Here is a 17,341-nt window from a genome sequence, read left to right on the forward strand (position 1 = left end):
AGAAAGACCTACGGTTTTTTCCGTTTGTGCGAGTCTTGCCAGATGAAAAATCCAAACCCTGCAAAAAACAGAACCATGAGGCCGACTGTCAGCACTCCGGCGATCACCACGTTGTCGAAAAACATGACTGGCCTCCAGCACTTGCCCTGTTGCGATAGGGCTAAGTTAACCAATCGGGCAGGAGAGAAAATTGACCGGGATCAATGTCGCCCGAGACTGGGCGTAAAGGAGAGGCAAAACTGACCTGCATCAAACAATGCAGGGGGGGGCTTAACGCTTTTTCGGTTTGTTCTTCGGCTTCTTCTTGGGTTTTCCCAAAGGCATGGCCTGCTCGAATGCCTGGCGCACTTCATTGAGGCGCTTCTCGTTGAGGTCATGAACCCGCTTGGCGCGTTCAGTGTTGAGATCGATCAGTTTGTCGTCCTGGCTCATGTTTTTTAATACATCGCATCGTTTAAAGGTGCTGCGCTTGCACGCATGTTCCCGCCAATAATGGAGCCTGACGACGGCGCTGACCAGTGCTGGCATCAGATCTCGATATCGACCCACAAACCCTGCCTCGGCTCGTCTTCGATCAACGGCGCCACTGGCACCGTGTTGTCCGCGTTCAACTCATAGCCGGGAATCGGCAAATGCTGATCAGATTGGCCATCGGCTTCTCGCCGACGCTTTTCTCGCTGCTGCTGACGGCGCTGTTCTTCGCGCAGCTGAAATGCTGCTTCCTCGGGGTCGCGCTGCTGCAGGTCGATCGTGCTGTCGCTGGAGGTCTGCTGTACCGGGGTCACGGGCGCGATGTCCGGGCGCTGGCGAACCGGGTCCTGCTGTGAAGTGATCGGCACGGCACTCAATGGGAGCATCGGTGGCAGCATGATTTTTGTTCTCCTGTCAGCAGGCTGTCGGCTGCGGGGACCGCGACTTGAGCCAGCTCACGCAAACTGTGACCCGGTTGGCACTTGCGCGGTGGCGGCGGGCTTGGGGGATTGGACTGTCATTTATCGGACAACGTCTGACCCAGACGTTCCACCAGGATCAAAAAGATCGCCGCTTGCGGCAGCGCCTGCGCGCGTTATCCTTTGGCCTGGAGCCCTCATTCCGTTAAGATAGCCCGCTTTTTCAAGGTGGGAGTCAGGCAGCATGGCGCAGCAGTATCAACCGGGGCAACGCTGGATTAGTGACAGCGAAGCCGAGCTGGGTTTGGGCACCGTTCTGGCACAGGACGGCCGCTTGTTGACCGTGCTCTATCCGGCCACTGGCGATACCCGCCAGTACGCGCTACGGAATGCGCCCCTCACCCGCGTGAGGTTTTCTCCGGGTGACTCGATCACTCACTTCGAAGGCTGGAAACTGACCGTACAGGAAGTCGACGATGTCGACGGCCTGCTGGTCTACCACGGCCTCAACGCGCAGAACGAAACCGTCACCCTGCCGGAAACCCAGCTGTCGAACTTCATTCAGTTCCGCCTGGCCAGCGACCGTCTGTTCGCCGGCCAGATCGACCCGCTGGCCTGGTTCTCCCTGCGCTACCACACGCTGGAACACACCAGCCGCCAGCTGCAGTCCTCTTTGTGGGGCCTGGGCGGCGTTCGGGCGCAACCGATCGCCCACCAGCTGCACATTGCCCGCGAAGTCGCTGACCGCATCGCCCCTCGGGTTCTGCTGGCGGACGAAGTAGGCCTGGGTAAAACCATCGAAGCCGGCCTGGTGATCCATCGCCAATTGCTCTCGGGCCGCGCCAGCCGTGTGCTGATCCTGGTTCCGGAAAACCTGCAGCACCAGTGGCTGGTAGAGATGCGCCGCCGTTTCAACCTGCAGGTCGCGCTGTTCGACGAAGAACGCTTTATCGAAAGCGATGCGACCAACCCGTTCGAAGACACCCAGCTGGCATTGGTTGCGCTTGAGTGGCTGGTGGACGACGAAAAAGCCCAGGACGCGCTGTTTGCTGCCGGCTGGGACCTGCTGGTGGTCGATGAAGCACACCATCTGGTCTGGCACGAAGAAAAGGCCAGCCCTGAGTATTCCCTGGTCGAGCAACTGGCCGAAGTCATTCCCGGCGTCCTGTTGCTGACCGCCACCCCGGAACAACTCGGCCAGGACAGCCACTTCGCACGCCTGCGCCTGCTCGATCCGAACCGTTTCCATGACCTGCACGCCTTCCGCGCCGAGAGCGAAAACTACCGCCCGGTGGCCGAAGCCGTTCAGGAGCTGCTGGACCAGGGGCGTCTGTCGCCTGAAGCGCACAAGACCATCCACGGTTTCCTCGGTAATGAAGGCGAAGCGCTGCTGGCTGCGGTCAACGATGGCGACACCGAAGCCAGTGCGCGCCTGGTTCGCGAACTGCTGGATCGCCATGGCACCGGACGCGTGCTGTTCCGTAACACCCGCGCCGCCGTGCAGGGGTTCCCGGAACGCAAACTGCACCCGTATCCGCTACCGTGCCCGGACGAATACCTCGAGCTGCCCCTGGGCGATCACGCCGAGCTGTACCCGGAAGTGAGCTTCCAGGCCCAGCCGGATGCCAATGAAGAAGAGCGCTGGTGGAAGTTCGACCCACGTGTCGAGTGGCTGATCGATCAACTGAAGATGCTCAAGCGCACCAAGGTTCTGGTGATTTGCGCCCATGCCGAAACCGCGATGGACCTGGAAGACGCCCTGCGCGTGCGTTCCGGCATCCCGGCGACGGTGTTCCACGAAGGCATGAACATCCTTGAGCGTGACCGCGCCGCCGCCTATTTCGCCGACGAGGAATTTGGTGCCCAAGTCCTGATCTGCTCGGAAATCGGCAGTGAAGGTCGCAACTTCCAGTTCTCGCATCACCTGGTGCTGTTCGACCTGCCTGCGCACCCGGACCTGCTGGAGCAACGCATCGGTCGTCTCGACCGGATCGGCCAGAAGCACATTATCGAGCTGCACGTGCCCTACCTGGAAACCAGTCCGCAGGAGCGTCTGTTCCAGTGGTACCACGAGGCCCTGAACGCGTTCCTCAACACCTGCCCGACCGGCAACGCGCTGCAGCATCAGTTCGGCTCGCGCCTGCTGCCGTTGCTGGAAAATGCCGACGACGGCGAGTGGCAAGCGTTAATCGACGAAGCCCGCGCCGAGCGCGAGCGCCTGGAAGCCGAGCTGCATACCGGCCGCGACCGCTTGCTGGAGCTCAAATCCGGCGGTGCCGGCGAAGGTGATGCACTGGTCGAGGACATTCTTGAGCAAGACGATCAGTTCGCCCTGCCCATCTACATGGAAACCCTGTTCGACGCCTTCGGCATCGACAGCGAGGACCACTCGGAAAACGCGCTGATCCTCAAGCCGAGTGAAAAAATGCTCGACGCCAGCTTCCCGCTGGGCGACGACGAAGGCGTTACCATCACCTACGACCGCAACCAGGCGCTGTCTCGCGAAGACATGCAATTCATCACCTGGGAACACCCGATGGTCCAGGGTGGCATGGATCTGGTGCTGTCCGGCTCGATGGGCAATACCGCCGTGGCGCTGATCAAGAACAAGGCGCTCAAACCTGGCACCGTGTTGCTGGAACTGCTCTACGTCAGCGAAGTGGTGGCGCCGCGCTCACTGCAGCTGGGGCGCTACCTGCCGCCAGCCGCCCTGCGCTGCCTGCTCGATGCCAACGGCAACGACTTGTCGGCTCGCGTAGCGTTCGAAACCCTCAACGACCAGCTCGAAAGCGTTCCTCGGGCCAGCGCCAACAAGTTCATCCAGGCCCAGCGTGACCAGCTGACGCCACGGATCAACGCCGGTGAAGAAAAGATCTTCCCGCGCCATGCCGAGCGCGTCGCCGAAGCCCAGCGCCGCCTGGCCGCCGACACGGACGAAGAACTGGCACGCCTGACCGCCCTGCAAGCGGTCAACCCGACGGTACGCGACAGCGAACTGGTAGCACTGCGCAAACAACGCGAGCAAGGCCTGGCCATGCTCGACAAGGCTGCGTTGCGACTGGAAGCGATTCGGGTGCTGGTGGCGGGGTAAGTCCCCTGCCCCATCGGCAAACGGAAAAGGCCCGCAGCGATGCGGGCCTTTTTTATTCCTGTTTGTTGTGGTGTTGCTGATGGCCTCTTCGCGGGCAAGCCCGCGCCCACAGTGGATTTTTGAACGCCACAGATCCGCTGTGGGAGGGCTTGGTCGGGGCGGCGTTCCGACGCAGGCGATTACGCAGTCGCCGCACAACCCCCTGGCTCAACCACAGCCACCAGCCCATCCTTCATCCGCTTCGCATCCCGCACAAAACACCGCGAAGCCATGAACAGAAACACCATGGTGAAGAACAGTGCCACCGGTATCAGGTACATCGCATCGTGCAGGCCTACCGCCTTGAACGCTTCGGTCATCTGCCCGGCGCCAGCCGCCAGCATCGCCGTGTGGGCGAAGTGATCGGACAGCCCACCTACCACCACCGGCCCCAATCCGCCGCCCAGCAGGTACAAGCCGGCAAAAAACAGCGCCATCGCCGTTGCTCGCAAGCGCGGCTCGACCACGTCCTGGATCGCGGTGTAGACGCAGGTGTAGAAGTTGTAGGCAAACAGCCAGCCCAGGCTGAATACCCCGACAAAGAGTCCGATCTCGATTCGCCCGGCGTGCAGGGCCCAGGCAGTGCATACGGTCGAGACAATCAGGCTGAAGGCTGCAAACAGCAGCCGCCCATTGGCGACCCGCTGGTGGATCTTGTCAGCGACCAACCCGCCCAGGGTCAGGCCGAACAACCCGGTGACACCGACAATCACCCCGGTCGCCACCGCAGCGTCATGCAGTGGCATCAGGAAGTAGCGTTGCAGCATCGGCACCAGGAATGAGTTACAGGCATAAGTCGCGAAGTTGAAGCACAACCCCGCCATCACCAGCCACAGGAAGGTCGGCACGGCCAATACCCGACGGATTGGCCGCTCGACGCGCTCCTGGGACACCTGCACACTTTCCGCGGCACCACGCTTGGGTTCCTTGATGAAAAACATGAACACCGCCAGAAGCAGGCCCGGCACTGCGGCAATGAAAAACGGCGCACGCCAGCTGTCGAATGTCTTGACCATCCAGCCGATGGTGAAGAAAGCCAGCAACAGACCCAGTGGCAGGCCCAGCATGAAGATACCCATGGCCCGGGCACGCCGGTGCGCTGGGAACAGGTCGCCGATCAACGAATTGGCTGCCGGTGCATAACTGGCTTCGCCAATACCAACACCCATGCGCACGAGCAAAAACGTCCAGAAACTGCCGACCAGGCCATTGACCGCTGTCAGCCCGCTCCAGGCCGCCAGCCCCCACCCCATCAACTTGGCCCGTGAACCGGTATCGGCCATTCGCCCAAGGGGCAGGCCGGCGATTGCATAGACGATGGTAAATGCCGTACCGATGATCCCCAGCTGAAAATCACTCAAGTGCCATTCCATGCGGATGGGCTCGATGATGATGGCCGGGATGGTGCGGTCGAAAAAGTTGAACAGGTTGGCCAGGAACAACAGGAACAGAATGCGCCACGCATTCGCCGCTTGGGTCGAGTTCTGCATGCTTCCGTCTCTTTTATTGTTATGGGGCTTAACTGCCCCCGGAACATGCAATCTAGTCACGCCCGCACAAGCTGTCTGTAATTATTCGTTAAGCTGATAGGCGGCCATGAAGAGCCAACTGCCGGCGCGATTTGGTTATTGCCAAACGCTCTAATACTCATTCCAAATCGATTGACGCCAAACTGCCACCACGGCTTGCGCTTCCGCCGTGCGCTCTATACTCCAAGGCAACCCGCCTGCAGCAGTGGCGGCAGCCAGGATGACGACAAACGGGAAATGCTATGGAATGGCTTGGTTTGCCTTTCATTACCGGCCTACCAGACAGTGGACAGGTAATCCTGAGTTGCACCCACAATCCTTTTCTGGTGCTGCTGGCATACGTGGTTGCGTGCGTTGGCAGCTTTGCCATGCTGGACATGGCCGAACGGGTGGATCATGCACAGAAGGCGCAATCCCAGCGCCTGTGGCGCCTGACAGGAACCGCCTGCCTGGCAGGTGGAATCTGGGCCATGCACTTCATTGGCATGCTAGCGTTTCAAGCGCCTGTCGAGATCCATTACGCCCTGCCCATTACCCTCGCCTCCCTGCTGATTGCCCTGCTCGCCTCATGGCTGGTGATGCTCACCCTCAGCCAGGCGCAACAAACCCTGTGGCGTTACGTAAAAGCCTCGGTGTGCATTGGCCTGGGTATCGCCGCCATGCATTACGTCGGCATGGGTGCCATGCGCTCCGAAGCCGCCGCTTACTTCGAGCCGACGCTGTTCACACTGTCTGTGCTAATCGCCATGCTGGCCGGCCTTGCCGCCCTGCTGATCGCCCGGCAGTTGCGCGGCGGCATGGGCCTGCCCCATCAACTGAAGAAATACACCGCCAGCCTGGTGCTTGGCGCCGGTCTCTTCAGCATGCACTTCACCGGCATGGCCGCGTTCAATCTAGTGCTGCCTGCAGGCAGTGTCCTGACGCCGCCTGGCGAAAACGATCACCTGCAACTGGGACTCACCGTGGCCGTCATGACGCTGCTGATCATCGGCAGCAGTATCAGCGCGGCCTTGGCCGACAAAAAGCTGCAGCACAAGGAGCACGACCTGCAACGTGTCAACGCCTTGCTCAGCCAACTCGACCAGGCACGGATGTCGTTGCAGCAGGTGGCGCATTACGACGCGCTGACCAACCTGGTCAACCGCCGCGGGTTCAACCAACTGTTCGCCGAGAAGCTCAGCGAAAAGACCAAGGAAGGCGGCATGCTCGCGGTAGTGTTCCTGGACATCGACCACTTCAAGCGTATCAACGACAGCCTCGGCCATGACGCCGGCGACGAATTGCTCAAGGTCCTGGCCAGTCACATCAAGGGGTCGGTACGCAGCCATGAAGATGTGGTGGCACGCTTCGGCGGTGATGAGTTCTGCATTCTCATTGGGTTGCATGACCGTGAAGAAGCCCGGCAAATGGCCCAGCGCATCATGATGAAAATGAAGGAACCCATCGAGCTGGCGGGACGGCGCATGGTGATGACCACCAGCATTGGCATCAGCTTGTTTCCCGAAGATGGCAGCACCTGCGAAGAACTGTTGAAAAACGCCGACCTGGCGCTCTACCAGTCCAAGGGCAATGGCCGCAACGGCCTGAATTTTTTCAGCGCGAACCTGAAGACCCGTGCAACGCTGGAATTGCAACTGGAAGAAGAATTGCGTCATGCCCTGCGCGAGAACATCGGACTGATGCTGTATTACCAACCGATCTTCGACCTCAAGACCGGGCTGGTGAGCAAGCTCGAAGCCCTGGTGCGCTGGCAGCATCCGGTGCATGGCCTGCTCTCGCCAGAGCGGTTTATCGCCATCGCCGAAGCCAACGGCCTGATTGCGGAACTGGACAACTGGGTGCTGCGCAAAGCCTGCGAAGACTTGAGTGAATTGTCCCGCCAGGGCTGCGAAGCACTCAGGATTGCGGTGAACTGTTCACCCCTGAACCTGGCGCGCGAGGAACTCGCCGATGAAATCGAACAGGCGTTGCGGGTCGCCGGTGTAGCCCCGCAACGGCTGGAATTGGAAGTCACGGAAAATGCGCTGATGGGCAACATCGCCAACACGCTGGTGTTGCTGCGCCAGATTCGTGCGCTGGGGGTATCCCTGTCGATCGACGACTTCGGCACCGGGTATTCCTCCCTCGCCTATCTCAAACGCCTGCCGCTCAACACCTTGAAGATCGATCGGTCATTTATCCAGGAGATTCCCGAGTCGACCCAGGACATGGAAATCGTCCAGGCGATCATTATCATGGCCCATACCCTGCACTTGCAGGTTGTCACCGAGGGCGTCGAAACGCTGGAGCAATACGAATTCCTGGAGCGCTACGGCTGTGATTTCGTCCAGGGCTACTTGCTCAGTCGCCCGGTTCCGCTGGCCGAACTGCGCCCCGTCCTTAACGAAATCAACCAGCGCCAGTATTCGAGCCCGGTCATTCCCTCGGGCCAGGTTCGCGGTACATCTGCACTAACGTCGACGGATCCTTTTCCAGGAAGCCCTTACTCCCGTGCAACCGCATCAATTGCGCGGCCAGTGCGCTGAGGGGTGTCGCTGCCCCCTGCTCGCGGGATAATTTCACTGCCGTGTCGAGATCCTTGAGCAGTGTGCGAACGTGCCATTTCACCGGTTCGAAACGGTTGTCGGCCATTTGCGGCGCAAGTATCTGCAACGGCTTCGAATCGGCGAACCCCCCTGCCAGCGCTTCGGCAATCAGGCTGGCGTTAACGCCGGACCGCTCGGCCAAGGCCACCACCTCGGCAATGACCAATGCATTGCAGGCAACAATCATCTGGTTGCAGGCCTTGGTCACCTGCCCCGCACCGACGCCCCCCATGTGGGTCACCCGCTGACCGACGCTCAGCAATGCAGTCCTGACCCGTTCGAGGTCTGATGCCGCGCCGCCGACCATGATCGCCAGCGACCCCGCTTCGGCGCCCACCACGCCACCAGACACTGGCGCGTCCAGCCATTGCATGCCGCTTGATGCGTTCAACGCAGCGGCCATTTCCCTGGTGGCCGCAGGCTCCAGGCTGGAAAAGTCCACCAGCAACTGGCCGTTTCTCGCACCCTCGGCAATGCCTGCCGCGCCAAACACCACTTCGCGCACCACTGCAGTATCCGCCAGGCAAAGCATGACCACGTCCGCGTGCGCACACAGCTCGGCCGGCGTCGAAACCTGTCGCGCCCCGGCCTCGACCAGCGGCAAGCACTTGTCCGGATTGCGATTCCACACAGTCAACGCAAAGCCCGCCGCCATCAATCGTTGGCACATCGGCAAGCCCATCAGGCCGATACCGGCAAATCCCAGGGAAGGTAAAGTTGCCACGGGTGGTTCCTCCATTTGAAGAGCGGTAAAAAGCCTGGTGTGCTCGAACTGGGCCAAATATCTGGAAACAATTAAATAGACCAATGGCGGGTCAGCCAACTGTTCCCGTTACGTGCACGTCACCCTCGCCAGGCATTCGATGTGGCCTTTCTCCACGGCAACATGCCATCACGCTACGGGCCTACACACTTTCCAGCAAGCAGCTCATGCACCAATAAAGCGCAGAGGTTTATTCGCCCGCCCTTTCCTGGATCAGAATCCACGGCGAAACCACCACGGCCCACAGCTCGGGATCTCGCTCGAAAAGATCCAGCGCCCGCGATTCAGAGAGCTTGGCGAGTTTGTCGTCGGCCAGCCAGGCAGCCACTTTCTCACCTTCGTCAACCGCCACCGCCTCGGCCGCGGCGATCAAATCCAGAGCCGGGTCGACCCATAACAGGGCACCCTTGGCAAAGAAGGGTTCAAGCTCTTTCCAGGTAATAGATGCGGTCTCACCAAGCAGCTTGGCATAGAGGGTGCTAGGTTCTTGATTCATGGGTTCTGTCCGGAAAAGAAATCGACGCGAATGATAAACGTCGATGGTCTGGCAGCAAAACCCGGATGCAATTTGCTTCACCGATTGAAAACCGCAGGAAAGCCAAGGAATGCAGGTGAATCAAGCTATTAGCCAGCTAACATCCCGCCGCGATTCTGTATTTTTCTTTCAATTAAGCGACACCCTCTGGTTTTGCCCCCCGGCGCTGCCTTCCCAGGCTGACAATCGGCGCTCTACACTGTACCGGTACAGTTGTCGGGGGCATTTCCGGAGGGTATCGACGATATCTGACCCGGTTCTGCTGCTACGGCGCCAGGACTATAAAAACTACAACAGTAAGAGTGGAGCACTATGACTAAGGCTACTAAGCAGATTTCCAAACTGTTTGCCGCTATGGTTCTGGCCGGGGTTGCCAGCCATTCGTTCGCAGCTGACACCATCAAGATCGGCATTGCCGGCCCTAAGACCGGTCCTGTAGCCCAGTACGGCGACATGCAGTTCAGTGGCGCCAAAATGGCCATCGAGCAGATCAACGCCAAAGGCGGCGTAGACGGCAAGAAACTCGAAGCCGTTGAATACGATGACGCCTGTGATCCAAAACAAGCGGTAGCGGTTGCGAACAAGGTCGTCAACGACGGCGTCAAGTTCGTGGTCGGCCACCTGTGCTCCAGCTCCACTCAACCGGCTTCGGACATCTACGAAGACGAAGGCGTGATCATGATCACTCCGGCCGCCACCAGCCCGGACATCACCTCCCGTGGTTACAAGATGGTGTTCCGCACCATCGGTCTCGACAGCGCCCAGGGCCCTGCAGCCGGTAACTACATTGCCGATCACGTTAAGCCGAAAATCGTTGCCGTCCTGCACGACAAACAGCAATACGGTGAAGGCATCGCTACCGCCGTGAAACAAACACTCGAGAAGAAAGGCACCAAGGTTGCCGTGTTCGAAGGCATCAATGCCGGCGACAAGGATTTCTCCTCGATGATCGCCAAGCTCAAGCAAGCCAACGTCGACTTCGTTTACTACGGCGGCTACCACCCGGAGCTGGGCCTGATCCTGCGTCAAGCCTCGGAAAAAGGCCTGAAAGCCAAGTTCATGGGTCCGGAAGGCGTGGGTAACGACTCCATTTCGCAGATCGCCAAGGACGCCTCCGAAGGCCTGCTGGTAACCCTGCCGAAATCCTTCGACCAGGACCCTGCCAACATTGCCCTGGCTGACGCATTCAAAGCCAAGAAAGAAGATCCGAGCGGTCCGTTCGTGTTCCCTTCCTACTCGGCTGTTGAAGTCATTGTTGGTGGCATCACTGCCGCCAAGAGCGAAGACCCGGCAAAAGTGGCTGAAGCCATTCACGCTGGCACTTTCAAAACCCCGACTGGCGACCTGAGCTTCGACGCCAAGGGCGACCTGAAAGACTTCAAATTTGTGGTTTACGAGTGGCACTTCGGCAAACCTAAAACTGAAGCTTCGCCTCAGTAAGGCCTTGCCTGACTGACTGCCCACAAAGCCCACGGCGTGCCGTGGGCTTTGTTTTACGAATGTACTGGGCCGCGCTTGCGTGATCCGCAAGTCTCCCCACCTGAAAATCTCAAAACCGTCATCAGCGGTTCGCTGGCAAACCCCGAATTCGAAGTGGATGCAGATCCGCGGGATCGGGCGGGAAAATGACTCCACCAGTGAAATGCGTATCAGGTTTTTAGGAGCGCTGTAATGCCTGACATCTATCACTTTTTCCAACAGCTGGTTAACGGCCTGACCGTTGGCAGCACGTATGCCCTGATCGCCATCGGCTATACGATGGTTTACGGCATCATTGGAATGATCAACTTCGCCCACGGCGAGGTGTACATGATTGGCTCCTACGTGGCGTTCATCGCCATCGCAGGCCTGGCCATGATGGGACTCGACAGCGTCCCGCTGCTGATGACTGCCGGTTTCATCGCGAGCATCGTCGTCTGCAGTGCCTACGGTTACAGCATCGAACGGATTGCCTATCGCCCCTTGCGTGGCAGCAACCGTCTGATTCCGCTGATCTCGGCCATCGGCATGTCGATCTTCCTGCAGAACACCGTTCTGCTGTCGCAAGACTCCAAGGACAAATCCATCCCCAACCTGATCCCCGGGAATCTCTCATTCGGGCCAGGTGGTGCACATGAAGTGCTGATTTCGTACATGCAGATCGTCGTGTTCGTGGTGACCCTGGTCGCCATGCTCGGCCTGACGATGTTCATCTCCCGTTCCCGACTGGGTCGCGCCTGCCGCGCCTGCGCCGAAGACATCAAGATGGCCAACCTGCTGGGTATCAACACCAACAACATCATTGCCCTGACCTTCGTCATCGGTGCGGCGCTGGCAGCCATTGCAGCCGTGTTGTTGAGCATGCAATACGGCGTGATCAACCCGAACGCCGGCTTCCTCGTTGGCCTCAAGGCCTTTACCGCTGCGGTACTTGGCGGCATCGGCAGCATTCCCGGCGCCATGCTCGGCGGACTGGTGCTTGGGGTGGCGGAAGCCTTTGGTGCCGATATCTTCGGCGACCAGTACAAGGACGTCGTGGCTTTCGGCTTGTTGGTTCTGGTTCTGTTGTTCCGGCCGACCGGCATCCTGGGCCGTCCGGAGGTTGAAAAGGTATGACTAAGAATCTTAAGCAAGCGCTCTTCAGCGCGCTCCTGGTCTGGGCAGTTGCCTATCCGGTGCTCGGCCTCAAACTGACCATCGTTGGCATCAACCTGGAAGTCCACGGCACCAGCAACATGACCCTTGCAATCATCGCGATCTGCTCGGCACTCATGTTCTTGCGGGTACTGTTCGACGACCCTATCAGCAAGGCCTGGAAATCCTCGCCGTCCATGCCGTTGATTCCGGCCAAGGCCAGCAACTTCCTGACCCTGCCGACCACTCAGCGCTGGATCATCATCGCGTTGATCATCGGTGCCCTGGTCTGGCCGTTCTTCGGCTCCCGTGGCGCGGTGGACATTGCGACCCTGATCCTGATCTACGTGATGCTGGGCCTGGGCCTGAACATCGTGGTCGGTCTCGCAGGCCTGCTCGACCTGGGTTACGTCGGTTTCTACGCCGTCGGTGCCTATAGCTATGCGCTGTTGTCGCACTACCTGGGCTGGAGCTTCTGGGTCTGCCTGCCGGTCGCCGGCCTGATGGCAGCCACCTTTGGCTTCCTGCTCGGCTTCCCGGTTCTGCGCTTGCGGGGTGACTACCTGGCGATCGTGACCCTGGGTTTCGGTGAGATCATCCGTCTGTTCCTGCGTAACCTCACGGACATCACTGGCGGCCCGAACGGCATCAGCAACATCGAGAAGCCCACGTTCTTCGGCCTGACCTTCGAACGCAAAGCGGCCGAAGGCATGCAGACGTTCCATGAGTACTTCGGGCTGCAATACAACTCGATCAACAAGGTGATTTTCCTCTACCTGGTTGCGCTGTTGCTGGCCCTGGCGGCCCTGTTCGTCATCAATCGCCTGTTGCGCATGCCAATCGGCCGTGCGTGGGAAGCGTTGCGTGAAGACGAGATCGCTTGCCGTGCACTCGGTCTCAACCCGACCGTCATCAAGCTGTCGGCCTTCACCCTGGGCGCCAGCTTCGCCGGTTTTGCAGGCAGTTTCTTTGCTGCCCGCCAGGGCCTGGTCACGCCCGAGTCATTCACCTTCATCGAGTCGGCGATCATCCTCGCCATCGTCGTTCTGGGTGGCATGGGCTCGCAGCTGGGGGTGATCCTGGCTGCCGTGGTGATGATCCTGCTGCCGGAAATGATGCGTGAGTTCAGTGAATACCGCATGTTGATGTTCGGTGCCTTGATGGTGCTGATGATGATCTGGCGTCCTCAGGGTCTGCTGCCCATGCAACGTCCTCACATGGAGCTGCGCAAATGAGCCGCGAGATCCTGAAAGTCGAAAATCTGAGCATGCGCTTCGGCGGCTTGCTGGCGGTCAACGGCGTGGCCCTGACCGTCAAGGAAAAACAGGTCGTCGCCTTGATCGGCCCTAACGGCGCTGGCAAGACCACGGTGTTCAACTGCCTGACCGGCTTCTACAAGCCGAGCGGTGGCAGCATCCTGCTCGACGGCCAGGCGATCGAAGGCCTGGCCGGGCATGAGATCGCCCGTAAAGGCGTGGTGCGAACCTTCCAGAACGTGCGGTTGTTCAAGGACATGACGGCGGTCGAGAACCTCCTGATCGCCCAGCATCGTCACCTGAACACCAACTTCCTGGCGGGTCTGTTCAAGACCCCGGCGTTCCGCAAAAGCGAGCGCGAGGCGATGGAATTTGCCGAGTACTGGCTGGACAAGGTCAACCTCAGGGAATTCGCCAACCGAACGGCTGGCACGCTGGCCTACGGTCAGCAACGTCGCCTGGAAATCGCCCGCTGCATGATGACCCGCCCGCGGATCCTCATGCTCGACGAACCGGCTGCTGGCCTGAACCCCAAGGAAACCGAAGACCTCAAGGCGCTGATCGGCGTGTTGCGTGAAGAGCACAACGTCACCGTGCTGTTGATCGAACACGACATGAAGCTGGTGATGAGTATTTCCGACCACATTGTCGTCATCAACCAGGGCACTCCCCTGGCCGACGGCACGCCGGAACAGATCCGCGATAATCCTGAAGTGATCAAAGCCTACCTGGGGGAAGCGTAATGCTGCAGTTCGAAAACGTTTCCACCTTCTATGGCAAAATCCAGGCCTTGCACGGCGTCAATGTGGAAATCCGCCAGGGTGAAATCGTCACCCTGATTGGTGCCAACGGCGCCGGCAAGTCCACCTTGCTCATGACGTTGTGCGGTTCACCTCAAGCTCACAGCGGCAGTATTCGCTACATGGGCGAGGAACTGGTCGGGCAGACTTCGGCGCAGATCATGCGCAAGAGCATTGCCGTGGTGCCGGAAGGCCGTCGAGTGTTTGCTCGCCTGACCGTGGAAGAAAACCTCGCCATGGGCGGATTCTTCACCGACAAGGGCGATTTCCAGGAACAGATGGACAAGGTCCTCGGACTTTTCCCACGCCTGAAGGAGCGCTTCAGTCAACGCGGCGGCACCATGTCCGGCGGCGAACAGCAGATGCTCGCCATCGGCCGCGCACTGATGAGCAAACCCAAGCTGCTGCTGCTGGACGAGCCGTCACTGGGTTTGGCACCGATCATCATCCAGCAGATCTTCGACATCATCGAACAGCTGCGCAAGGATGGCGTCACGGTTTTCCTGGTGGAGCAGAACGCCAACCAGGCGCTGAAAATCGCTGACCGAGCGTACGTTCTGGAGAACGGTCGGGTGGTGATGCAAGGCACTGGTGAAGCGCTGCTGACCGATCCGAAAGTGCGCGAGGCTTATCTGGGCGGCTAAGCACAATACCCTGTAGGAGCTGCCGGAGGCAGCTCCTACAGTGGTCATGTGTCGTGCCTCAAAGCTTGTCCAAGGCCTCACCACTGCGCTTGAACCACCCCATCAGATAGTCCGCCAGCACCTGCGTGCGTTTCGGCAAACCGCCCTGATACGGATGCACCAGATACATTGGCATCCTGCGGGTCTGATAATCACGCAACAACCAGCGCAAGCGCCCGTCGGCCAACTCCGTTTGCAATAAATACGACGGCAACCGCGCAATCCCCGCCCCCGCCAGCGCCGCTTTCTTCAGCAGACTGTAATGATTGCTGGCGAACGGTCCCATCACTCGCACCCGCAGCAACTCGTGCTGCTGGTGATAGAGCCATTCTTCGCGACCGCTGTAATGGCTGTTGAGCAGGCAGCGGTGCTCTGCCAGTGCCTGCGGTGTTGTGGGCTCACCATAGTGTTCAAGGTACACCGGGCTGGCGCAGGTCATCTCATGCCAGGCCAACAGCGGTCGGGCCACCAGCCGCTCGTCGTTACCAACCTCGGAGCGCACTGCAAGATCAAAACCCTCTCGGGATAAATCGCGGAATTCGTTACTCAGGTCCAGCTCGATTTGCACCTCTGGGTACTGTTGGGAGAATTCCAGCAACAACCCATCGAAGAAAGTTTCGCCCAGCGACACCGGCACAGTCATGCGCACTGGCCCGGCCATATCGTCCTTCAATCGCGCCAATGCCTGCCGCGCCCTCTCCACTTGCACCACCAATGCCTGGGCCTGGGGCAATAGCGCAGCGCCGGCCGCCGTCAAACTCAGGCGGCGGGTGGTGCGCTGCAGCAGGACTACGGAAAATCGGCTTTCCAGCAGGCTGATGCGCTTGGACAATTGCCCCTTGCTGCAACCCAGTTGCTGCGCAGCCAGGGTAAAACTCCCCGCCTCGATCAATACCGCGAACGCCGCAAGGTCATCCATTTCGCTCATTGATTGTTTCCGTTTAAAAACCAAAGGTTGCCTATTAGCACGCTTATCAGCGAAAAAAACCACCCCTAGACTGGAGCCTCGTTTAAACCACCCGGGGATCAGGGCATGAAAATTCTGTTGATAGGCGCAGGCGGCACCATCGGTTCAGCGATCGACAAGGAGTTGTCGCAACGTCACGAAGTCATTCGCATCGGTCGTAACAGTGGCGATCTGCAGGTGGATATCAGCGACAGCGCCTCGATTCGCAAACTGTTCGAGCAGACCGGAAAATTTGACGCCCTGGTCTGTGCCGCTGGCAACGTGACATTCGCGCCGCTGGATGAGATGTCCGAGGAGAGTTTTGCACTGGGGCTGAAGGACAAACTGATGGGGCAGGTCAACCTGCTGTTGATCGGCCGCGAGTTCGCCAATGATGGCGCCTCGTTCACCTTCACCACTGGCGTCCTGAGCCATGACCCGATCCGCAGCGGCGCTTCGGCGGCCCTGGTCAACGGTGCGCTGGACAGCTTCGTGCGCGCGGCGGCTATCGAATTGCCTCGCGGGTTACGCGTGAACTCCATCAGCCCGACCGTGCTGCTGGAGGCGATGGGCAGTTATGCGCCGTACTTCCGCGGGTACAAACCGGTTCCTGCGGCCGATGTGGCTTTGGCTTACGCCAAAAGCGTAGAAGGCTTGCAGACGGGTCAGACTTTTCACGTGGGCTGAGCCTGAAATAATTTGCGGGAAGCTCGCCAGTGACCTGTGGGGCCTTGCCAGTGAATCTGCGGGAGCAAGGCTTGCCCGCGATGGCGCCCTTTAGATCGCTATCGCGAGCAAGCTTTGCTCCCACAGTTGATCCAGGTTGATCCAGTTTGATCCGGTTTCAGGCAGTGGGAGCCAGGGGGGCCCACTGCATCGCCGGGGTTGTGATGAGCGGTCAGGCTGCGTAACGTGGCGGCACTTGTCTGGAGAACCAAAGATGCGTGTTGCCCGTTCCCTTGTCCTTGTTGCCTTGCTGCCATTGTTTGCCGCGTGCCAGTTGTTCGATGGTCCGCGGCAAAGCGCCTCCCACGTGGGCCAGACCCGCATGCAGGGCCAGTTGACGGCGGCGGATGGCAAGCTGGTGTTCCAGCCGTGCAATCAATCGAGCAGTTTTGTGGTCAACGACACCGGTGGCACCAGCGTGCTGCAGGAGGCTGCGACCCTGGCAGACAATCAGGGCAAGTTGTTTGCCGACGTGCGCGGGCGCATCGACGGCAACCGCCTCGACCTGCAGCAGTTGTACCGCGTCGAACGCTCGGGCACGGCCTGTGATGATCCCAACTTCAAACTGCTGATCCTGCGCGCCGCCGGCCAGACGCCGCCGTGGAGCGTCAAGGTCAGCGGCAAGGGCATGGTCATTGACCGCGCCGGCCAGCCACCCCTGGCCCTGCCCTATGTCGAGGAACAGCTGGGTGACGGCCGCTTCAATCTCAGCACTGAAGCCAATGACCAACGCATAGAGCTGTGGGTCGCGCCGCAACGGTGCGTAGATGCCACCACGGGCGCGGTCCAGCACATGAGCGCCGAACTGCGCCTCAACGGCCAGGTCCAGCGTGGTTGCGGGTATTTCGGCGGAGCGCGTGACGACTGATCGTTTTAGCCTCACTG

The 17,341-nt window shown here is 59.7% G+C and carries 16 protein-coding genes; 9 read left to right on the forward strand and 7 right to left on the reverse strand.

Annotated features, from left to right (window positions below; translation table 11 throughout):
• Window positions 1-8: 8 nt before the first annotated feature.
• The 3 genes from ccoM to IMW75_RS15300 all read right to left on the reverse strand — a co-directional run bounded on the left by ccoM (window position 9) and on the right by IMW75_RS15300 (window position 869).
• Window positions 9-125, reverse strand: coding sequence for a cytochrome c oxidase subunit CcoM (ccoM, locus tag IMW75_RS27265; RefSeq protein WP_045061049.1), 117 nt, complete (start codon window positions 123-125; stop codon window positions 9-11).
• 145 nt (window positions 126-270) lie between these two features.
• On the reverse strand, window positions 271-528 hold the full coding sequence (locus IMW75_RS15295; RefSeq protein ID WP_045061050.1) for a hypothetical protein: 258 nt from the start codon (window positions 526-528) through the stop codon (window positions 271-273).
• The gene (locus IMW75_RS15300) at window positions 528-869 is read right to left on the reverse strand and encodes a hypothetical protein (RefSeq protein WP_045061051.1); all 342 of its coding nucleotides are present in this window, start codon (window positions 867-869) and stop codon (window positions 528-530) included. Before IMW75_RS15300 ends, IMW75_RS15295 begins: the two co-directional genes overlap by 1 nt.
• 265 nt (window positions 870-1,134) lie before the next feature.
• Between IMW75_RS15300 and rapA the strand changes: the two genes are divergently transcribed.
• Complete coding sequence (gene rapA / locus IMW75_RS15305; RefSeq protein WP_205893100.1) at window positions 1,135-3,981, forward strand: RNA polymerase-associated protein RapA; 2,847 nt, start codon at window positions 1,135-1,137, stop codon at window positions 3,979-3,981.
• 179 nt (window positions 3,982-4,160) lie between these two features.
• On the opposite strand, the gene IMW75_RS15310 is transcribed toward rapA, so the two are convergent.
• A complete protein-coding gene (locus IMW75_RS15310) occupies window positions 4,161-5,510 on the reverse strand; it encodes a spinster family MFS transporter (RefSeq protein ID WP_205893101.1) in 1,350 nt (449 codons plus the stop codon).
• 281 nt (window positions 5,511-5,791) lie between these two features.
• On the opposite strand from IMW75_RS15310, the gene IMW75_RS15315 reads away from it, so the two are divergent.
• Entirely contained in the window at window positions 5,792-8,074 is a 2,283-nt protein-coding gene (locus IMW75_RS15315) for a putative bifunctional diguanylate cyclase/phosphodiesterase (protein ID WP_205893102.1), read from the forward strand.
• Here the strand turns inward: IMW75_RS15315 and IMW75_RS15320 are convergent.
• Window positions 7,965-8,858, reverse strand: a complete 894-nt coding sequence (locus IMW75_RS15320; RefSeq protein ID WP_269082911.1) for an NAD(P)-dependent oxidoreductase — start codon at window positions 8,856-8,858, stop codon at window positions 7,965-7,967. The two genes, IMW75_RS15315 and IMW75_RS15320, sit on opposite strands and share 110 nt — an antisense overlap.
• 229 nt (window positions 8,859-9,087) lie before the next feature.
• Complete coding sequence (locus IMW75_RS15325; RefSeq protein WP_122837749.1) at window positions 9,088-9,393, reverse strand: DUF2288 domain-containing protein; 306 nt, start codon at window positions 9,391-9,393, stop codon at window positions 9,088-9,090.
• Window positions 9,394-9,744: 351 nt separating this feature from the next.
• Between IMW75_RS15325 and IMW75_RS15330 the strand changes: the two genes are divergently transcribed.
• The 5 genes from IMW75_RS15330 (at window position 9,745) to IMW75_RS15350 (ending at window position 14,745) form a co-directional block, all read left to right on the forward strand.
• Window positions 9,745-10,872: a branched-chain amino acid ABC transporter substrate-binding protein gene (locus IMW75_RS15330; protein ID WP_045061058.1), complete on the forward strand. Its 1,128-nt coding sequence runs from the start codon at window positions 9,745-9,747 to the stop codon at window positions 10,870-10,872.
• 231 nt (window positions 10,873-11,103) lie between these two features.
• Entirely contained in the window at window positions 11,104-12,027 is a 924-nt protein-coding gene (gene livH / locus IMW75_RS15335; protein ID WP_045061059.1) for a high-affinity branched-chain amino acid ABC transporter permease LivH, read from the forward strand.
• Window positions 12,024-13,280, forward strand: a complete 1,257-nt coding sequence (locus IMW75_RS15340; protein WP_045061060.1) for a high-affinity branched-chain amino acid ABC transporter permease LivM — start codon at window positions 12,024-12,026, stop codon at window positions 13,278-13,280. The genes livH and IMW75_RS15340 overlap by 4 nt, the downstream gene beginning before the upstream one ends.
• On the forward strand, window positions 13,277-14,044 hold the full coding sequence (gene livG, locus IMW75_RS15345) for a high-affinity branched-chain amino acid ABC transporter ATP-binding protein LivG (protein ID WP_045061061.1): 768 nt from the start codon (window positions 13,277-13,279) through the stop codon (window positions 14,042-14,044). The genes IMW75_RS15340 and livG overlap by 4 nt, the downstream gene beginning before the upstream one ends.
• Window positions 14,044-14,745 (forward strand): ABC transporter ATP-binding protein, encoded by a 702-nt coding sequence (locus IMW75_RS15350; protein WP_045061062.1) that lies wholly within the window; start codon window positions 14,044-14,046, stop codon window positions 14,743-14,745. The genes livG and IMW75_RS15350 overlap by 1 nt, the downstream gene beginning before the upstream one ends.
• 58 nt (window positions 14,746-14,803) lie before the next feature.
• On the opposite strand, the gene IMW75_RS15355 is transcribed toward IMW75_RS15350, so the two are convergent.
• The gene (locus tag IMW75_RS15355; protein WP_205893103.1) at window positions 14,804-15,712 is read right to left on the reverse strand and encodes a LysR family transcriptional regulator; all 909 of its coding nucleotides are present in this window, start codon (window positions 15,710-15,712) and stop codon (window positions 14,804-14,806) included.
• 105 nt (window positions 15,713-15,817) lie between these two features.
• On the opposite strand from IMW75_RS15355, the gene IMW75_RS15360 reads away from it, so the two are divergent.
• On the forward strand, window positions 15,818-16,417 hold the full coding sequence (locus IMW75_RS15360; RefSeq protein WP_045061064.1) for a short chain dehydrogenase: 600 nt from the start codon (window positions 15,818-15,820) through the stop codon (window positions 16,415-16,417).
• 253 nt (window positions 16,418-16,670) lie between these two features.
• Complete coding sequence (locus IMW75_RS15365; RefSeq protein WP_205893104.1) at window positions 16,671-17,324, forward strand: COG3650 family protein; 654 nt, start codon at window positions 16,671-16,673, stop codon at window positions 17,322-17,324.
• Window positions 17,325-17,341: the final 17 nt, after the last annotated feature.

This window comes from Pseudomonas gregormendelii, assembly GCF_017114825.1.
Taxonomy (GTDB): Bacteria; Pseudomonadota; Gammaproteobacteria; order Pseudomonadales; family Pseudomonadaceae; genus Aquipseudomonas; species Aquipseudomonas gregormendelii.